The 15,821-nt window shown below is 70.9% G+C and carries 13 protein-coding genes; 3 read left to right on the forward strand and 10 right to left on the reverse strand.

Annotated features, from left to right (window positions below; translation table 11 throughout):
* Positions 1 to 61: 61 nt before the first annotated feature.
* The 10 genes from ACYVAP_RS03545 to chvE form a co-directional block, all read right to left on the reverse strand.
* On the reverse strand, positions 62 to 1,000 hold the full coding sequence (locus ACYVAP_RS03545) for a carbohydrate ABC transporter permease (RefSeq protein WP_498859560.1): 939 nt from the start codon (positions 998 to 1,000) through the stop codon (positions 62 to 64).
* Positions 997 to 1,962, reverse strand: coding sequence for a carbohydrate ABC transporter permease (locus tag ACYVAP_RS03550; RefSeq protein ID WP_137769646.1), 966 nt, complete (start codon positions 1,960 to 1,962; stop codon positions 997 to 999). Before ACYVAP_RS03550 ends, ACYVAP_RS03545 begins: the two co-directional genes overlap by 4 nt.
* 25 nt (positions 1,963 to 1,987) lie before the next feature.
* Positions 1,988 to 3,289, reverse strand: coding sequence for an extracellular solute-binding protein (locus tag ACYVAP_RS03555; RefSeq protein ID WP_259361816.1), 1,302 nt, complete (start codon positions 3,287 to 3,289; stop codon positions 1,988 to 1,990).
* Between the two features lie 263 nt (positions 3,290 to 3,552).
* On the reverse strand, positions 3,553 to 4,551 hold the full coding sequence (locus ACYVAP_RS03560; protein WP_498859561.1) for a glycoside hydrolase family 43 protein: 999 nt from the start codon (positions 4,549 to 4,551) through the stop codon (positions 3,553 to 3,555).
* Complete coding sequence (locus ACYVAP_RS03565) at positions 4,548 to 5,402, reverse strand: carbohydrate ABC transporter permease (protein ID WP_498859562.1); 855 nt, start codon at positions 5,400 to 5,402, stop codon at positions 4,548 to 4,550. The genes ACYVAP_RS03560 and ACYVAP_RS03565 overlap by 4 nt, the downstream gene beginning before the upstream one ends.
* Complete coding sequence (locus ACYVAP_RS03570) at positions 5,399 to 6,394, reverse strand: carbohydrate ABC transporter permease (protein ID WP_498859563.1); 996 nt, start codon at positions 6,392 to 6,394, stop codon at positions 5,399 to 5,401. Before ACYVAP_RS03570 ends, ACYVAP_RS03565 begins: the two co-directional genes overlap by 4 nt.
* Positions 6,391 to 7,653 carry an ABC transporter substrate-binding protein gene (locus ACYVAP_RS03575; RefSeq protein WP_498859564.1) on the reverse strand — a complete coding sequence of 421 codons (1,263 nt, stop codon included), beginning with the start codon at positions 7,651 to 7,653 and terminating at the stop codon, positions 6,391 to 6,393. The genes ACYVAP_RS03570 and ACYVAP_RS03575 overlap by 4 nt, the downstream gene beginning before the upstream one ends.
* Positions 7,654 to 7,902: 249 nt before the next feature.
* Positions 7,903 to 9,084: an ABC transporter permease family protein gene (gene mmsB, locus ACYVAP_RS03580; RefSeq protein WP_498859565.1), complete on the reverse strand. Its 1,182-nt coding sequence runs from the start codon at positions 9,082 to 9,084 to the stop codon at positions 7,903 to 7,905.
* A 9-nt stretch (positions 9,085 to 9,093) separates the two neighbouring features.
* The gene (gene mmsA / locus ACYVAP_RS03585; protein ID WP_498859566.1) at positions 9,094 to 10,635 is read right to left on the reverse strand and encodes an ATP-binding cassette domain-containing protein; all 1,542 of its coding nucleotides are present in this window, start codon (positions 10,633 to 10,635) and stop codon (positions 9,094 to 9,096) included.
* Positions 10,636 to 10,712: 77 nt separating this feature from the next.
* Entirely contained in the window at positions 10,713 to 11,864 is a 1,152-nt protein-coding gene (gene chvE, locus ACYVAP_RS03590) for a type 1 periplasmic-binding domain-containing protein (RefSeq protein ID WP_498859567.1), read from the reverse strand.
* A gap of 358 nt (positions 11,865 to 12,222) precedes the next feature.
* Between chvE and ACYVAP_RS03595 the strand changes: the two genes are divergently transcribed.
* The 3 genes from ACYVAP_RS03595 (at position 12,223) to ACYVAP_RS03605 (ending at position 15,816) form a co-directional block, all read left to right on the forward strand.
* The gene (locus tag ACYVAP_RS03595) at positions 12,223 to 13,245 is read left to right on the forward strand and encodes a LacI family DNA-binding transcriptional regulator (RefSeq protein ID WP_264449538.1); all 1,023 of its coding nucleotides are present in this window, start codon (positions 12,223 to 12,225) and stop codon (positions 13,243 to 13,245) included.
* A gap of 86 nt (positions 13,246 to 13,331) precedes the next feature.
* On the forward strand, positions 13,332 to 14,981 hold the full coding sequence (locus ACYVAP_RS03600) for a xylulokinase (protein ID WP_498859568.1): 1,650 nt from the start codon (positions 13,332 to 13,334) through the stop codon (positions 14,979 to 14,981).
* Between the two features lie 79 nt (positions 14,982 to 15,060).
* Complete coding sequence (locus ACYVAP_RS03605; RefSeq protein ID WP_498859569.1) at positions 15,061 to 15,816, forward strand: L-ribulose-5-phosphate 4-epimerase; 756 nt, start codon at positions 15,061 to 15,063, stop codon at positions 15,814 to 15,816.
* Positions 15,817 to 15,821 lie beyond the last annotated feature (5 nt).

Genomic DNA, 15,821 nt, shown 5'->3' on the forward strand with positions numbered 1-15,821 from the left:
ACGCACGGCGGCGGCGCTCCCCATATGGGGAGCGCCGCCGCTGTGTGTGGGGGGCCGGGGATCAGGTGCCGGCGATGCCGGTCGTCGAGATGCCCTTGATGATCTGACGCTGGAAGAACAGGAACACGATGATCAGCGGCAGCGCCGCGAGCATCGCCTGGGCCATGTTCTGCGCGTACTGGATGCCGTAGGCGCTGATGACCGTCTGCAGGCCCGTCGGCAGGGTCATGAGGTCCGCGTCGTTGACGACGATGAACGGCCACAGGAAGTTGTTCCAGGCGCCGATGAACACGAAGATCGAGACGGCGCCGAGGATCGGCCGCGACAGCGGGAGCACGATGCTCCACAGGATCCGCAGGCGGCTCGCGCCGTCCATGAGGGCGGCCTCCTCGAGCTCGCGCGGGATCTGGTCGAAGAACTTCATGAGGATGAAGACCATCGGCGCCGCGACCACCTGCGGGAGGATGATCCCCCAGTAGGTGTCCACGAGGTTCAGCCCGAGCATGAGCTGGAACAGCGGGACGATGAGGATCTGCCCCGGGATCATGATCGAGGCGAGGATCATCGCGACGATCGCCTTGCGACCCACGAACTCCATGCGGGAGAGCGCGTAGCCGGCGAGCGCCGAGATCACGACCGTGATGAAGGTGATCGCGGTGGAGGTCAGCAGGCTGTTCCACGCCCACCGCGGCACCTGGCCGGAGGTCAGCGTGGTGATGTACGCGTCGAGCGTGAAGCCGCTCTCCGGCACGATCGTCACCGGCAGCGCGGCCGCCTCGGCCTCCGTCTTGAAGGAGGTCAGCGCCGCCCACAGGACCGGCACGAGCCAGGCCAGGGCGAGGACCAGCAGGATCACGAAGGCGACGACGCGGGCGGGGTCGGTGCGGCGCCGTCGTCGGCCGGCGGCGGTGGTCGCCGCGGTGCGCTCGGCGGCGTCGGCGCGGCGCTTCCCGCGGGTCGCGGGGAGGGCGGGGCTGGTGGTGGGGTTCGCGGCGCTCATGCCTTCACGCTCCGTCGGGAGGAGATCACCATGTACGCGAGCGAGACGATGATGATCATGAAGAAGAAGATGTAGGAGATGGCGGAGGCGTAGCCCAGGCGGTAGCCCGTGAAGCCCACCTCGTAGATGTACAGCAGGACCGGGCGGGTATCGCCGCCGGGGCCGCCGGAGGTCATCTGGTAGATCTGGTCGAAGACCTTCAGCGAGGAGAGCAGCTGCAGCACGAGCACCAGCACGGTGGTCGGGGCGAGCTGCGGCACCGTGATCGAGCGGAACTTCCGCCAGCGGCCCGCGCCGTCGAGGCTCGCGGCCTCGTAGAGCTGGTCGGGGATGTTCTGCAGCGCGGCGAGGTAGAGCAGGAAGTTGAAGCCGATGGTCCACCACACGGTCGTGATGACCACGGAGATCATCGCGGTGCTCGGATCCTGCAGCCAGGCCGGCCCGGTGATCCCGAACCAGCCCAGCACCGTGTTCACGAGGCCCAGCTGCGGGTTGTACATCCAGTTCCAGAACTTCGAGACCACCGTCGAGGCCAGCAGGAACGGCAGGAAGAACGCGAGGCGCCAGAACCACTGCCCCGGCAGGCCCACGTTGACCAGGATCGCGAGGCCCATGGCGATGAGCACGAGCGGGATCGAGGAGAGCACGGTGAACACGGCGGTGTTGGCGAGCGACGTCCACACGTTCGCGTCGCCGAGCGCCTCGGTCCAGTTCGCGAGGCCCACGAATCCGGTCTTGGTGCCGGCGAGGCTCGTGCCCGTGAAGCTCATCCAGAGCCCGTAGATCGTGGGCCAGATGAGGAAGAGCCCGAAGGCGATGAGGAAGGGCAGGCAGTAGACCCAGCCCCGGATGTTCTCGGCGCGGCGGCGCCGGCGGCGCCCCTCGCTGATCGGGCCGCCCGTGAGGGCGGCGTTCGGGCGGGGGCTGGTGCGGGGGACGGTCACGCCGTCAGCGGTCGTCATCTCACGTCTCCTTCGACGGGGCGGATCACATCGGGCTCGGCTTGGCGAGCAGGTCGTTGATGCGAGCGACGAAGGCGTTCCAGCCCTCGAGCGGGGAGGTGCGGCGCGCCCACACGTTCTGCATGTCGTTGCCGAAGTAGGTGTGGAAGTCGCTGCCCGAGCCGGTGAACCAGGCGGGCGGGTCGTAGACGAGGTGGTCGATCGCGTCCGCGTAGTGCGACTGCGGGATCAGCTCCGCGTAGGCCGGGTCCTGCACGACCGGGGAGTACGCCGGGATGTGGCCGGCGCCCGCCCAGGAGATCGAGTTCTTCAGGAGGTAGGCGACCATCTCGTGCACGGAGCGGCGCTTGGCCTCGTCCGGGCTGCTCTGGTGGGGCAGCACGAAGGAGTGGGAGTCCGCGTAGGCCGCGGGCTCGCCGAACACGCCGGGGATGACGGTCATGTCGAAGGGGACGCCCTCGTTGCGGTAGCTGCCGGACTCCCAGACGCCGCCGTAGAAGGCGCCCGTGCTGCCGGTCGCGAACTCGGAGATCGCGGTGCCGCCGTCGTTGCCCGGGTTGCCGACCTCGCCGTCGATGAGCGAGAGGATCCACTCCGCCGTCTGCACGACGAGCTCCTCCTGGTACTGCATGGTCCCGCCCTCGGGCAGCTCGATCGTGCCGCCGAGCTGCGTGTAGTAGGTCGAGAACATGCGCCATTGGTTGGAGCCGTCGCCGAGGTAGCCCCAGGAGAGGCCGTAGCCGCTGGGGGACTTCGCGCCGAGCTCGAGGGCGAGCTCGCGGAAGTCCTCCGGGGTGTCCGTCGGCAGCAGCAGGCCGTCGCTGCCGAGCACGCCCGCGGCGTCCGCGATGTCGGTGTTGTAGTAGAGGACGAAGGGGTGGGAGTCCAGGGCGATGCAGGTGAGCTTGTCGTCCACGACCATCTTGTCCCAGATGAGCTCGGGGAAGTCCTCCTTCTTCACCCCGAACTCGCCGAGCAGGTCGAGGTCCCACTCGTCGAGCAGGCCGCCGGGCGCGTAGCCGGGCACGCGCGCGGCGTGCATGACGGCGAGGTCCGGGGCGCGGCCGCCGGAGGAGGCCATCGCGAGCTTCGTGTAGTACGGCGCGCCCCAGGCGAGCACCGTCTGCTTGACGCCGGGGGCGCCGTCGGTCGCCGTGTAGCCGTCGACGAGCTCGGTCATCGTGACGCCGTCCGGCCCGGAGAGCAGGTGCCAGTAGGCGAGATCGCCGACGCCCTGCGCGCCGGCGCTGCCGCACGCGGCGAGCGAGCCGGTCGCGCCGAGGGCGCCCAGGCCGCCGAGGCCCTGGAGCATCGAGCGGCGGGTCATGCGAGGACGAGGTCCTGCTGCGGCCCTCCGTGGGGAGCCTTGGTTCATCGTGTCCACCTCTTCGTGGGGCGCCGTGGGGGAGCGAGCTGCTCCGCCCGGTCGACGCGGGGTGTCAGGTGCGGCGTGTCGAGCGGGGAGCCGCGCGCGGTCGTCGTGCACGGCGGTCCCTGCACCGCGTGCGAGAATCTACATCGTTGTAAAGTGACGGTCAACACCCGCACGGATCTCCCGCACGGGCCTGCGGAGACCCCGCGGGCGGGCCGTCACCCGGCCGCGCCCGCCGGGGCACCGACGGGCCCGCCCACGCGCAGCCCCGGACCCACCGGGTCCACCTCGAGCTCGCGCAGGTGCATGAAGCGCGCCGTGCCCGCCGCGTCCCACGCGTGGAAGGCGATGAGGGCGGCGCCGTCCGGCCCCACGGTGCACGAGTCGTGACCGGGGCCGATGAGCTCGGCGTCGGTCGCGAGGAGCACGTCCTCCCCCGCCGGGGGCACCGTCCACGGCCCCTCCGGCCCGGAGGCCCAGGCCCACGCGGTGCGATAGCCCGGTCCCTGCCACGATCCGCCGGAGAAGGTCAGCAGCAGCCGCTCCCCCGCGCGCACCGCATGCGGACCCTCGAGCGTGTGCCAGTCCAGCACCTGCCCGTACATCTCGCGGTCGTGGGCGAAGACCTGCCAGTCCGCGTACGGGGCGAGCACCTCGTGCACGGGGCCGAGCGTCGTCGGCGTCAGCAGCTCCGCGCCCGCGAGATGGGTGCCGGGCCGCTCGTGATCCAGCACGTCCCGCGCGAACCACAGCCACCAGCGGCCGTCGGGCAGAAGGCACGGGGAGGCGTCGATCGCGAAGCGCTCGTGCGGAGTGAGCACGAGGCCCTGGTCCCGGAACGGGCCCTGCGGGACCTCCGCTCGCGCCACCCGGATCAGGTGGCCGTGGTCGCCGTGGCCCACCGAGTAGTACATCCACCAGGCGCCGTCGCGCTCGCACACCTCCGGCGCCCAGTAGGACTCCCCCGCCTCCGGCGCGAGCGCCTCGAGCACGTGGCCGATCCCCTCCCAGGTCACGAGGTCGCGGGAGAAGGCGGCGGGCACGGCCCGGCCGTCCTCGACCGGGCCCGTGCCGTAGGCGATCCAGCCGCCCGGGACGCGCACCACGTCCGGGTCCGCAAGCGGCTCGCTCCAGGCAGGCGCTGCGGGCGCCGCGGGCGCTGCGGGCGCCGCCGGGACGGGGCCCTCCGCGGCGGACCCTGCCGTCGGCCCGCTCATCCCTTGAGCCCCGTCGCGGCGATGCCCGCCACGAGGAACCGCTGGAGGATGAAGAACACGAGCAGCACCGGCAGCAGGCTGATCGTCGCCGCCATGAACAGGCCCCCGTAGTCGAAGGTCTGCGCGGTGAGGAAGGAGGAGAGGTAGATCTGCACCGTCATCGCCCCCTGCCCGTTGCCCGCGACCACGAGCGGCCACAGGAACGCGTTCCACGAGCCGATCAGCCCCAGCACCGTGAGCGCGGAGGCGAAGGGCAGCGTGTTGGGGAAGACGACCGTGAAGAAGGTGCGGAAGAAGCCCGCGCCGTCGATGTACGCCGCCTCCTCCACCTCGCGCGGGAAGCCCAGGTAGAACTGCCGGAACAGGAACACGTTGAACGCGCTGAACAGGCCCGGGATGATGAGGCCGCGCAGGGTGCCGATCCAGCCCAGGCTCGCCACGATGATGAAGTTCGGGACGAAGGCCGTGGTCGCCGGCACCAGCAGCACGATGATCACCAGCATGAACATGGGCTTCGCGGCCCGGTGCGGGATCCGCGCGAGAGCGTACCCGGCGAGCGCCGCGATGAGGATCGACAGCGAGGTCGAGACCGCCGCCATGATCGCGGAGTTCCGCAGCGCCGCGAGGAACAGCGGATCGGCGAACAGCTCCGGGATCCGCTGCCACTGGGGGTGCGCGGGCCAGAACGTGAACTCGCTCGTGTAGATCTCCTCGTTCGTGGACAGCGCCGTCTTCACCATCGCGTAGAACGGGATGAGGAAGACGAGGGCGAGCGCCGAGGCGACCACGTAGCGCAGCACGAGTCCCGTGCTGCGGCGGCCGGAGCCGACGATGTGCATCTGGGCGCTCATCGTGCGCTCCTCCCGCCGCGGCGCAGCCGCAGGGCGAACCGGCGGCGGCCCTCGTCGTTGCTGCCGAAGCCCAGCAGGCCCGTCTGCAGCAGGCCGGCGACGACCATGATCGCGGTGAGCACGAGGGCGCCCGCCGAGCCGGTGCCGAAGTCCTGCTGGGACCCGAGCGCGATGTTGTAGAGGTACACGAGCGGGGGCCTCGTCTCGGGGTTGTTGCCGGTGAGGTTGTAGAACTCGTCGAAGGCCTGGAAGGCGGCGATGAGCAGGAGCAGCAGCACCGCCGCGAAGGTCGTGCGCAGCTGCGGGAGGGTGATGAGCCGGAACATCCGGAACCCGCCGGGGCTCAGGCCGTCCACCGCGGCGGCCTCGTAGAGCTGCGAGGGGATCGCCTGCAGCCCCGCGAGGAACAGCAGCATGTAGAAGCCCACCTGCAGCCACAGGCGCACCGAGACCAGCACGATCCACCAGTACGGCGAGGCGGAGAGCCACTGCGAGATCGCGTCCAGGTCGAAAGCCCCGAGGATCTGGTTGACGATCCCGGACTCGAGGCCGTTGAACAGCGAGAGCCGCCACACGACGCAGGCCACGACGTAGCTGCACGCCGTGGGCAGGAAGAACACCGAGCGGTAGAAGGACTGGAAGCGCGGCAGCCCGTTGACGAGCACCGCGAGGCCCAGGGAGCAGACCATCGTCACGGGGACGATGAACAGCGCGAAGACGGTGAAGGTGCGCAGGGACTTCAGGAACGCCGTGTCCACGAGGAAGTGGCGGAAGTTCGCGAGGCCCACGAAGTCCGTGGGCAGCACGGTGCCCTTCGCCTCGAACAGGCTCAGCGTGGCGCCCCAGATCAGGGGCACGATCGTGAAGACCACGAGGCCCACGAGGAAGGGCGTGAAGAACAGCCAGAAGGCGAGGCCGTTGCCCTTGATGCGCGTGGGGCCGGTGCGGTCCGGCGCGCGCCCGCGGGCGCGCGCCGGGGCCTGGACGCTCACGACGCCATCGCCTCGTTGCTCGCCTTCTCCGCCTTCGCGAGCTCCTCGGCGGGGTCGGCGCCGTTCTTGAGGATGTTCGAGACGGCGTCGAGGCGCGGGGTGTCCATGGCGCCCGTCCACTCGGGGGTGCCGGTCACGCCGATCTCCTTGGCCATGGTCGCGATCTCGAGACCGTTGCCGGTCTTGAGCGCCTCCGCCTGGTCCGCGGTCGCGGTGACGGGCGGGATGTGGAAGCCGTAGCTGAGCGACCAGTCCGTCTGGTGCTCGGTCTGGTCGATCCACAGCCACTTCACGAACTCCTTGGCCGCCTCGATGTTCTCCGAGTTGCCGGCGACCTGCGCGTTCCAGCCGCCCATGAAGGCGACCTCCTTGCCGCCGGAGCCGACGGCCGGATGGGGGAACACGCCGATGTCGTCGTGCGCGGCCTCGAGGGCCGGCAGCGCCCAGCAGCCGCCCCAGGTGATCGCGGAGAGACCGGAGGAGAAGGCCGCCGGGTCCGTCCAGTCCGAGGGGGCGCCGGTGAGGAGCACGCCGTCCTTCTGCATGGTGTGGATCGAGCCCAGGCCCTCGGCGTAGCCGGGGGTGTTGTAGGCGACGGCGTCCTTCGCCTCGTTCAGCGGGGAGCCGCCGCCGGCCCAGACCATCGCCCAGGCGTTCGCGTCGAAGTTGTTCCCGAGGAACAGACCCTTCTGCTTGTCGGTGGTGAGCTCGGTGGCCGCGGCGACGAGATCGTCCCAGGTCGTGGGGACCTCGATGCCGGCGGCCTCGAAGAGCGACTTGCGGTAGTAGAAGAACTGCGGGTCCACGATCATCGGGATGCCCCAGATCTTGTCCCCGATGGTCACGGGGCCCAGCGAGGCCTCGTTGAAGGAGCCCTTGGCCGGCTCCATGATGGCGGTGAGGTCCACGTAGCGGCCCTGCTCGGCCTGGTCCACGGCGATGCCGTTGTTCTCGAAGACGTCGACCCCGCCGCCGGAGAGCAGGGCGGTGGAGAGCTTCGTGGCGTAGTCGCCGGTCACCCAGTTCACGGTGACCTTCGCATCGGGGTAGTCCGCGGCGTAGGAGTTCGCCGCCTGCTGCGTGCCCTCCTCGCCGTACTGGTGGTACCACTGCGAGAGCGCCCCGCCCCCGCCGTCGCTGCCGCCGCCACCGGTGAGGCCGCCGGTGTTGCCGCCGCAGGCCGCGAGGCCTGCCGCCGCCATGGCCGCGCCGCCCAGGGCGAACGCGCTGCGTCGGGTGATCCGGTTCTTCGTGGACATGGCCATCTCCCTTGATGAGGTCCCACTGCCGCGAACCTGCGGCTGAGGCGAGTTTCTCACGTTGTCATCGCTTCTGCCGTCACGATCGGGTCACGGCGGGTCGCGCCTGGTCACAGGCGTCTCCGGCGCGTCGGCCGGGCACCTCCGCCGGGACGTCCGGGCACGACGGAGCCCGCCCGTCGGCACCGGGGATCCGGCGGCGACGGGCGGGCTCTGGAGGGGACCTGCGCGACGCGCGCCCCGCAGGGGTCAGGCGCCCGACTGCGAGCGCTTCTTGTTCCAGACGTCGAAGGCCACGGCGATCAGCAGCACCACGCCGCGCACCACGGACTGCGTGGACTGGTCGATGCCCATGATCTGCATGCCGTTGGACATGACCGCCATGATCAGACCGCCGATGATCGCGCCGTGGACCTTGCCCACGCCGCCCGTGACCGCCGCGCCGCCGATGAACGCGGCCGCGATCGCGTCGAGCTCGAACATGTTGCCCGCGCCCGGCTGGGCGCTGTTCGAGCGGGCCGAGTAGACGATGCCCGCGACCGCGGAGAGCAGGCCCATGTTGACGAACAGCCACATGTTCACTCGCCGCGTCTTCACGCCGGAGAGGTGCGCGGCCTGCAGGTTGCCGCCCATCGCGTAGATGTGCCGGCCGAAGATCGTGCGCTGGCTGACGAACCCGTAGATGAGGATCAGCGCGGCGAGCAGGATCAGCACCACCGGCAGGCCGCGCGAGTGCGCGAGCTGCCAGGCGAAGGCCATGACCACGAGCGCCACGGCCGCCGTCTTGATCCAGAAGAGGAACTGCGCCTCGACCTGCTGCTTGTACTTGAGCTTCGCGAGGCGGCCCCGGTACTGCTGGACCGCGTACACGACGATCAGCGCGGCCGCGAGGAACAGCGTGAACGCGTCGAAGCCGTTGCCGCCCAGCAGCCCGTTGAGGAAGCCGCCGGAGATGTACTGGTACTCGCGCGGGAACGGCGAGAGCGAGACGTTGCCGAGCACCTGCATCGTCAGGCCCCGGAAGATCAGCATGCCGGCGAGGGTGACGATGAACGCGGGGATGCCCACGAACGCGACCCAGAAGCCCTGCCACAGGCCCACGAGGGCGCCCGTGCCGAGCGCGGCGAGCACGCCCAGCCACCAGGGCAGACCGTTCCCGATCACGACGACGGCAGCGACGGCGCCCGTCAGCGCGACCACAGAGCCCACCGAGAGGTCGATGTGCCCGGCCACGATGATCAGCACCATGCCGATCGCGAGGATGAGGATGTAGGAGTACTGCAGCACGAGGTTCGTGAGGTTGCCCGGGCTCAGCAGCTGGCCGCCCGTGAGGATCGTGAACAGCACGATGATGAACACGAACGCGATGTAGATGCCGCTCGAGCGCATGTTGCGCGTCAGCAGCTCCCTGATGTCAGAAGTTCCGGCCATGAGGCGCGCTCACTCCCTCTCCATGGTCATGAGCTCCATGAGGCGCTCCTGGGTGGCGTCGCGGGCGGCGACCTCTCCGGTGATCCGGCCCGCGGACAAGGTGTAGATGCGATCGGCCAGGCCCATCACCTCGGGGAGCTCCGAGGAGATGACGAGGATGGCCTTCCCGGCGGCGGCGAGCTCGTTGATGATCGTGTAGATCTCGAACTTGGCGCCTACGTCGACGCCGCGGGTGGGCTCGTCGAGGATGAGGACGTCGGGCTCCGTGTAGAGCCACTTGCTCAGCACGACCTTCTGCTGGTTGCCACCGGAGAGCTTGCCGACGGTGGCCATCACCGTCGGCGTCTTGATGTTGAGCGAGGAGCGATAGCGCTCGGCGACCGCGATCTCCTCGTTGCCGTCGATCCAGCCGCCCCGGGTGACCTTGTCCAGGGCCGCCGCGGTGACGTTGGTGCGGATGTCCTGGATGAGGTTCAGGCCGTACTGCTTGCGGTCCTCGGAGACGTAGGCGATGCCGGCGTCGATCGCGTCGGCGACGCTGCGCAGGCCCACCTCGCTGCCGTGCACGAAGGCGCGGCCGGAGATGTCGCGGCCGTAGGAGCGGCCGAACACGCTCATGGCGAGCTCGGTGCGCCCGGCGCCCATGAGCCCCGCGATGCCCACGACCTCGCCGGCGCGGACGGTCAGCGAGGCGCCGTCGACGACCGTGCGGCCGGCCTGCGTGGGATGGCCGACGTGCCAGTCCTCGATCCGGAGGACCTCCTCGCCGATCTCCGCGGTGCGCTCGGGGTAGAGGTTCCCGATGTCGCGGCCCACCATGCCCTTGATGATGCGGGGGATGAGCGTGGGGCGCTGCTCGTCGGGGACGTGCATGTCGATGGTCTCGATGGTCGAGCCGTCGCGGATGACGGTCGTGGCGTCCGCGACCGCGGCGATCTCCCCGAGCTTGTGGGAGATGATGATGCTGGTGACGCCCTCGTCGCGGAGCCCGCGGATGAGGCCCAGCAGATGCTCGGAGTCGTCGTCGTTCAGGGCCGCGGTGGGCTCGTCGAGGATCAGCAGGCTCACGTTCTTCGAGAGCGCCTTCGCGATCTCGACGAGCTGCTGCTTGCCCACGCCGAGCTGGCCCACCGGGGTCACCGGCTTCTCGCGCAGGCCCACGCGCTCGAGCAGCTCCGCCGCGCGCGCGTTGGTCTCGTGCCAGCTGATGATGCCGCCCCGGGCCTGCTCGTTGCCGAGGAAGATGTTCTCCGCGATCGAGAGGTGGGGCACCAGGGCGAGCTCCTGGTGGATGATGACGATCCCCTCGGCCTCGGAGTCGTTGACCCCGGAGAAGCTGACGGGACGGCCCCGGTAGTGGATCTCGCCGTCGAAGCTGCCGGCCGGCTCGACGCCGGAGAGCACCTTCATGAGGGTGGACTTGCCGGCGCCGTTCTCGCCGCAGATGGCGTGGATCTCGCCCTCGTCGACGGTGAGGGAGACGTCCTTGAGGGCGACGACGCCGGGGAAACGTTTGGTGATGGACCGCATCTCGAGGATGTGCTCGGCCACGGGACCTCCTGGGGTCGGGGGTCCCGACGGCGCAGGGCGCGTCGCCGGGACCCCGTCGGATATCGCGGTGCTGCGGCTCAGAGCTGGCCGGAGCTCACCTGCTCCTCGGTGTAGTAGCCGGAGTCGACGAGGATCTCCTTGTAGTTGCTCTCGAGCACCATCTGGACCTCGAGCAGGTACGAGGGCACGACCTTCACGCCGTTGTCGTAGGTCTCGGTGTCGTTGGCCTCGGGGTCCTCGCCCTTGAGGATGGACTCCGCGGCGACGATGGCCTGCTCGGCGAGCTGGCGGGTGTCCTTGAAGATCGTCGAGGACTGCACGCCGTCGGCGATGAGCTTGATCGAGGCGATCTCCGCGTCCTGGCCGGTGACGACGGGCAGGCCCTCCTCGAGGGTGGGGCCGAGGCCCGCGTTCTGCAGGGCGTTGATGATGCCTCGGGAGAGCGGATCGGCGGGGGCGAGCACGCCGGCCAGCTCCTCGCCGCCGTTGTAGTGCGTGGTCAGCAGGTTCTCCATGCGCTTCTGGGCGGTCTCCTGCTCCCAGCGCTGGGTGGCGGCCTGCTCGATGTCCATCTGCCCTGAGGGGACGGCGAGGGTCTTGTCGTCGAAGTAGGGCTGGAGGGTGTCGATCGCGCCCTTCCAGAACAGGTGGGCGTTGTTGTCGTCGAGGGAGCCGGCGAAGAGCTCGACGTTGAGCGGGCCCTTCGGGGCGTCGGCGGCCTTCTCGAACTTCTCGTCGAGCAGCCCCAGGCCGAACAGCAGCGCGTTGGCCTGGTTCACGCCCACCTTGTAGTTGTCGAAGGTGACGTAGAAGTCGACGTTCTCGCTGTCGGTGAGCAGGCGGTCGTAGGCGATGACCGGGATCCCGGCCGCGGCCGCGGCGTCGAGCTGGGAGGACAGCGAGGCGCCGTCGATCGAGGCGATGAGCAGGGCGCTCACACCCTTGTTCACCATCTGGTCGATCTGCTGCTGCTGGGTGGGGATGTCGTCGTCGGCGTACTGCATGTCGACGGTGAACCCCTTCTCCTCGAGGCCCTTCTTGATGTTGTTGCCGTCGGCGACCCAGCGCTCGTAGGTCTGGGTGGGCATCGCGACGCCCACGGTCTGGTCGCTCGGGGCGGCATCGGTGTCCGGGCCGCCGGATCCGGCTCCGCTGCCGCCGCACGCGGCCAGTCCCAGGACGGCCGCCGCGGCCGTCGCCCCCACCAGGAAGTCTCTGCGGTTGTACATGGCTTCTCCTCGTTGATTCGCCGTCTGCTGCCGTGAGCAGGTCATGCCCCTCCGGTGCTCCTCGCGGTGCCGCGCGGCGACCGTGCCGGGCGGCGCCCGGGGGCGTCGGTGGAGCCTGGGCCCGTGCCGGGCCCGTCAGATGGTCCGTGCGCCGTCACGGCGCTCCGCCGACGGTGGCGGGGACCGCTCGAATGCTAACGTTCACATCCAGGCACGTGTCGCACATCCCCCGCACGACGGGTCACGAATCGGCAACGACTCCCACCGCGGGCCGCCCCCGGCAGGTCGGGACGGACCGGTGGATCCATGCTGGTCGGAACACGATTCCCGAGCACCGTACGAGTCAGGAGTGGGAGCCATGAGCAGCACCACGCGCCGCCCTTCGATGGGTGACGTCGCCGCGCGCGCCGGAGTCTCGTACCAGACCGTCTCGCGCGTCCTCAACGAGCCCGCGATCGTCCGGCCGGACACCCGCGACCGGGTGCTCGCAGCGATCACGGAGCTCGGCTACACCCGCAACCGGGCCGCCCGCGCGCTCAAGACCTCCCGCTCCTCCCTGATCGGCGTGCTCACCGACGGCTCCTCGCTGTTCGGCCCGGCGGAGACCACGACCGCGGTGGAGACCGCGGCCCGCGAGGCGGGCTACGCGGTCATGCTCACCTCGATGCCACCGGAGACGGCGGACGCCCAGGAGATCGGCGCCGCGCTGATCGGCTCCGGGGCGGACGGCATCCTCGTCATCGCCGCGCACGACGGCATGGCGCCCGCGGTCGCCGCGGTCTCCGGCAGCGTGCCCGTCGTCGCGATCTCCGCCCAGTCCCCGCACGAGGCCGGCGTGGACGTGGTGGGCATCGACCAGGCGCACGGCGCGCGCGAGATCGTCGAGCACCTGCGGCGCACGGGGGCGCGATCGGCGGTCCACCTCGCCGGCCCTGAGGGCTGGTTCGACGCCCGCGCGCGCCGCACCGGCTTCGAGGAGGCGCTCGAGCGGCAGGCGATGGACGGCGAGGTGGTGCGCTCCGCGGACTGGACGCCGCGCTCCGGCTACGAGCTCACGACGCGGCTGCTGCGCTCCTCGCGTCCCGAGGCGATCTTCGCGGCGAACGACATGATGGCGATCGGCGTGATCCGCGCGCTGCACGAGCACGGCCTGCGGATCCCCGAGGACGTGGCGGTGGTGGGCTTCGACAACACCCTGGGGGCCGAGTTCCTGATCCCGCCGCTGACGACCGTCTCGCAGCCGTTCGCCGAGGTGGGGCGGGTGGCGCTGGGGCATCTGCTGGGGCTCATGGGCGAAGCCGACGGCGAGGGCGCATGCCCGTCCCCGCTGCTCCCGCGGCTCGTGGTGCGGCGGTCGACGCGGCCCGAGCGCACGCACTGAGCGTGACCTGAGCGGCCACCGAGCGGCCGTCGCCCGACCGGATGTGAACGTTGACATCCACTCTGCCGAGGTGATGGGATGCCCCCATGACTCACGATGCCGTGACCCCTGACGACCGTACCGCGGAGGACGCCGCCGCGCAGGCCGCCTCCCTCACCGAGGGCCGCGCGCACCTCGGCATCGAGCTCGGGTCGACCCGCATCAAGGCCGCCCTCGTCGACGACGCGGGCGCCGTCCTCGCGACCGGCTCCCACGCCTGGGAGAACACCCTCGCGGAGGACAACTGGACCTACGCCCTCGAGGACGCCGAGGCCGGCCTGCAGGCCTGCTACGCCGATCTCGCCGCACAGGTGCGCGAGCGCCACGGCGCGGAGATCACCGCGCTCGCCTCGATCGGCATCTCCGGCATGATGCACGGCTACCTCGCGCTCGACGCCGAGGACGAGCAGCTCGTCCCCTTCCGCACCTGGCGCAACACCTACACCGAGGACGCCGCCGCTGAGCTCTCCTCGACGCTCGGGCTGAACATCCCGCTGCGCTGGAGCGTGTCCCACCTGCTGCACGCCGCGCGCGGCGGCGAGGAGCACGTGGACCGCCTGGGCGCGATCACGACCCTCGCCGGCTGGGTGCACCGCCGCCTCACAGGCCGGCACGTGCTCGGCGTGGGCGACGCCTCCGGCATGTTCCCGATCGCCGCGGACGGCACCGACTACGACGCCGAGCTGCTCGAGCGCGCGGGCGGCCTCGAGGCCTTCCGCGACCGCCCCTGGTCGCTGACGGACCTCCTCCCCGAGGTGCTCGTCGCCGGGCAGGACGCGGGCGAGCTCACCGAGGAGGGCGCGCGGCTGCTCGACCCGAGCGGCACCCTGCGCCCCGGCGCCGTCGCCGCCCCACCCGAGGGGGACGCCGGCACCGGCATGGTCGCCACGAACGCGGTGGGCCCGCGCACCGGCAACGTCAGCGCCGGCACGAGCGCCTTCGCGATGGTCGTGCTCGAGCGGCCGCTCTCCGGTCCCCGCGAAGAGATCGACCTGGTCACCACACCCGCCGGGGACCCGGTCGCGATGATCCACACGAACAACTGCACGGGCGACCTCGACGCCTGGCTCGGGATCTTCGCGCGGTTCGCGGAGCTCTCCGGCTCCCCGATCCCCGCGGAGGAGCTCTACTCCACGCTGTTCCGCGCCGGCGCCGAGGGCGAGGCCGACGCGGGCGGCGTGCTGAGCTACAACTACCTCTCCGGCGAGCACCAGACCGGCGTGCCCTCGGGCCGCCCGCTGCTCGTGCGCGAGCAGTCCGCCCGCTTCACGCTCGAGAACCTCATGCGGGCCCAGCTGCACGGCGCCTTCGGGGCGCTCGCGGTGGGCATGCGCGCCCTGCTCGTGGACGAGGGCGTGCAGCTCGACGTCATGCATGCCCACGGCGGCATCTTCCGCACCGCGGGCGTGGCCCAGCAGGTCCTGGCTGACGCGATCGACACCCCCGTCGCGGTCGGCGCCTCCGCCGGCGAGGGCGGCGCCTGGGGCATGGCCCTGCTCGCCGCCTATGCCCGCCGCCGCCGGCACGGCGACGGGGACCTCTCCCTCGCGGACTTCCTGGACCAGGAGGTCTTCACCGGCGCGGACCAGAGCGTGCTCGAGCCCACCCCCGAGGGCGTGGCCGGCTACGCCCGCTGGCTCGAGGCGTACACCGCCGCGCTGCCCGTCGAGCGGCTCGCCGGCGAGACGCTCGGCTGAACCTCCCCTCCCCCGACGGGCGCCCCGCGCGCCCGTCGGATCCCCCACACTTCCTGCTACAACGTTGAAGGAGAGCCCTGTGCCCCTCGTCCTCGCCGACCTCCCCGCGCCCGTGCGCGAGGCCGTCGCCGCCACCCGTGAGCGTGTCGCCGCCCTCCACGCCGAGCTGCCCCGCAACGGGCTCGTCGTCTGGACCGCCGGCAACGTCTCCGAGCGCGTGCCCGGCCTCCCCGCCGATCTCCCGGGCCTGTTCGTCATCAAGCCCTCCGGCGTCTCCTACGACGACCTCACCCCGGAGTCCATGGTCGTGTGCACCCTCGACGGCGCGAAGATCCAGGACGGCACGCCCGACTCCCTCTCGCCCTCCTCGGACACCGCCGCCCACGCCTACGTCTACGAGCACCTCGACCACGTGGGCGGGGTCGTCCACACGCACTCCACCTACGCGACCGCCTGGGCGGCGCGCGGCGAGGAGATCCCCTGCGTGCTCACGATGATGGGCGACGAGTTCGGCGGCCCGATCCCCGTCGGCCCCTTCGCCGTGATCGGCGACGACTCGATCGGCCGCGGCATCGTCGAGACCCTCCGCGGCTCCCGCTCCCGCGCCGTGCTCATGCAGAACCACGGCCCCTTCACGATCGGCTCCGACGCCCGCGACGCGGTCAAGGCCGCCGTCATGTGCGAGGAGGTCGCCCGCACCGTGCACATCTCCCGCCAGCTCGGCGAGCCGCTGCCGATCCCCCCGGAGCTCGTCGACTCCCTCTTCGACCGCTACCAGAACGTCTACGGCCAGAGCGCCGCGACCCCCGCCGACGACCAGCCCCAGGAGGCCTGAGCACC

It is taken from the genome of Brachybacterium horti, from assembly GCF_054777615.1.

Excerpts from the sequence above, each read along its gene's own strand:
- ACYVAP_RS03545 (WP_498859560.1), bottom strand. The coding sequence starts at position 1,000 with ATGAGCGCCGCGAACCCCACCACCAGCCCCGCCCTCCCCGCGACCCGC.
- ACYVAP_RS03550 (WP_137769646.1), bottom strand. The coding sequence starts at position 1,962 with ATGACGACCGCTGACGGCGTGACCGTCCCCCGCACCAGCCCCCGCCCG.
- ACYVAP_RS03555 (WP_259361816.1), bottom strand. The coding sequence starts at position 3,289 with ATGACCCGCCGCTCGATGCTCCAGGGCCTCGGCGGCCTGGGCGCCCTC.
- ACYVAP_RS03560 (WP_498859561.1), bottom strand. The coding sequence starts at position 4,551 with ATGAGCGGGCCGACGGCAGGGTCCGCCGCGGAGGGCCCCGTCCCGGCG.
- ACYVAP_RS03565 (WP_498859562.1), bottom strand. The coding sequence starts at position 5,402 with ATGAGCGCCCAGATGCACATCGTCGGCTCCGGCCGCCGCAGCACGGGA.
- ACYVAP_RS03575 (WP_498859564.1), bottom strand. The coding sequence starts at position 7,653 with ATGTCCACGAAGAACCGGATCACCCGACGCAGCGCGTTCGCCCTGGGC.
- mmsB (WP_498859565.1), bottom strand. The coding sequence starts at position 9,084 with ATGGCCGGAACTTCTGACATCAGGGAGCTGCTGACGCGCAACATGCGC.
- chvE (WP_498859567.1), bottom strand. The coding sequence starts at position 11,864 with ATGTACAACCGCAGAGACTTCCTGGTGGGGGCGACGGCCGCGGCGGCC.
- ACYVAP_RS03595 (WP_264449538.1), top strand. The coding sequence starts at position 12,223 with ATGAGCAGCACCACGCGCCGCCCTTCGATGGGTGACGTCGCCGCGCGC.
- ACYVAP_RS03600 (WP_498859568.1), top strand. The coding sequence starts at position 13,332 with ATGACTCACGATGCCGTGACCCCTGACGACCGTACCGCGGAGGACGCC.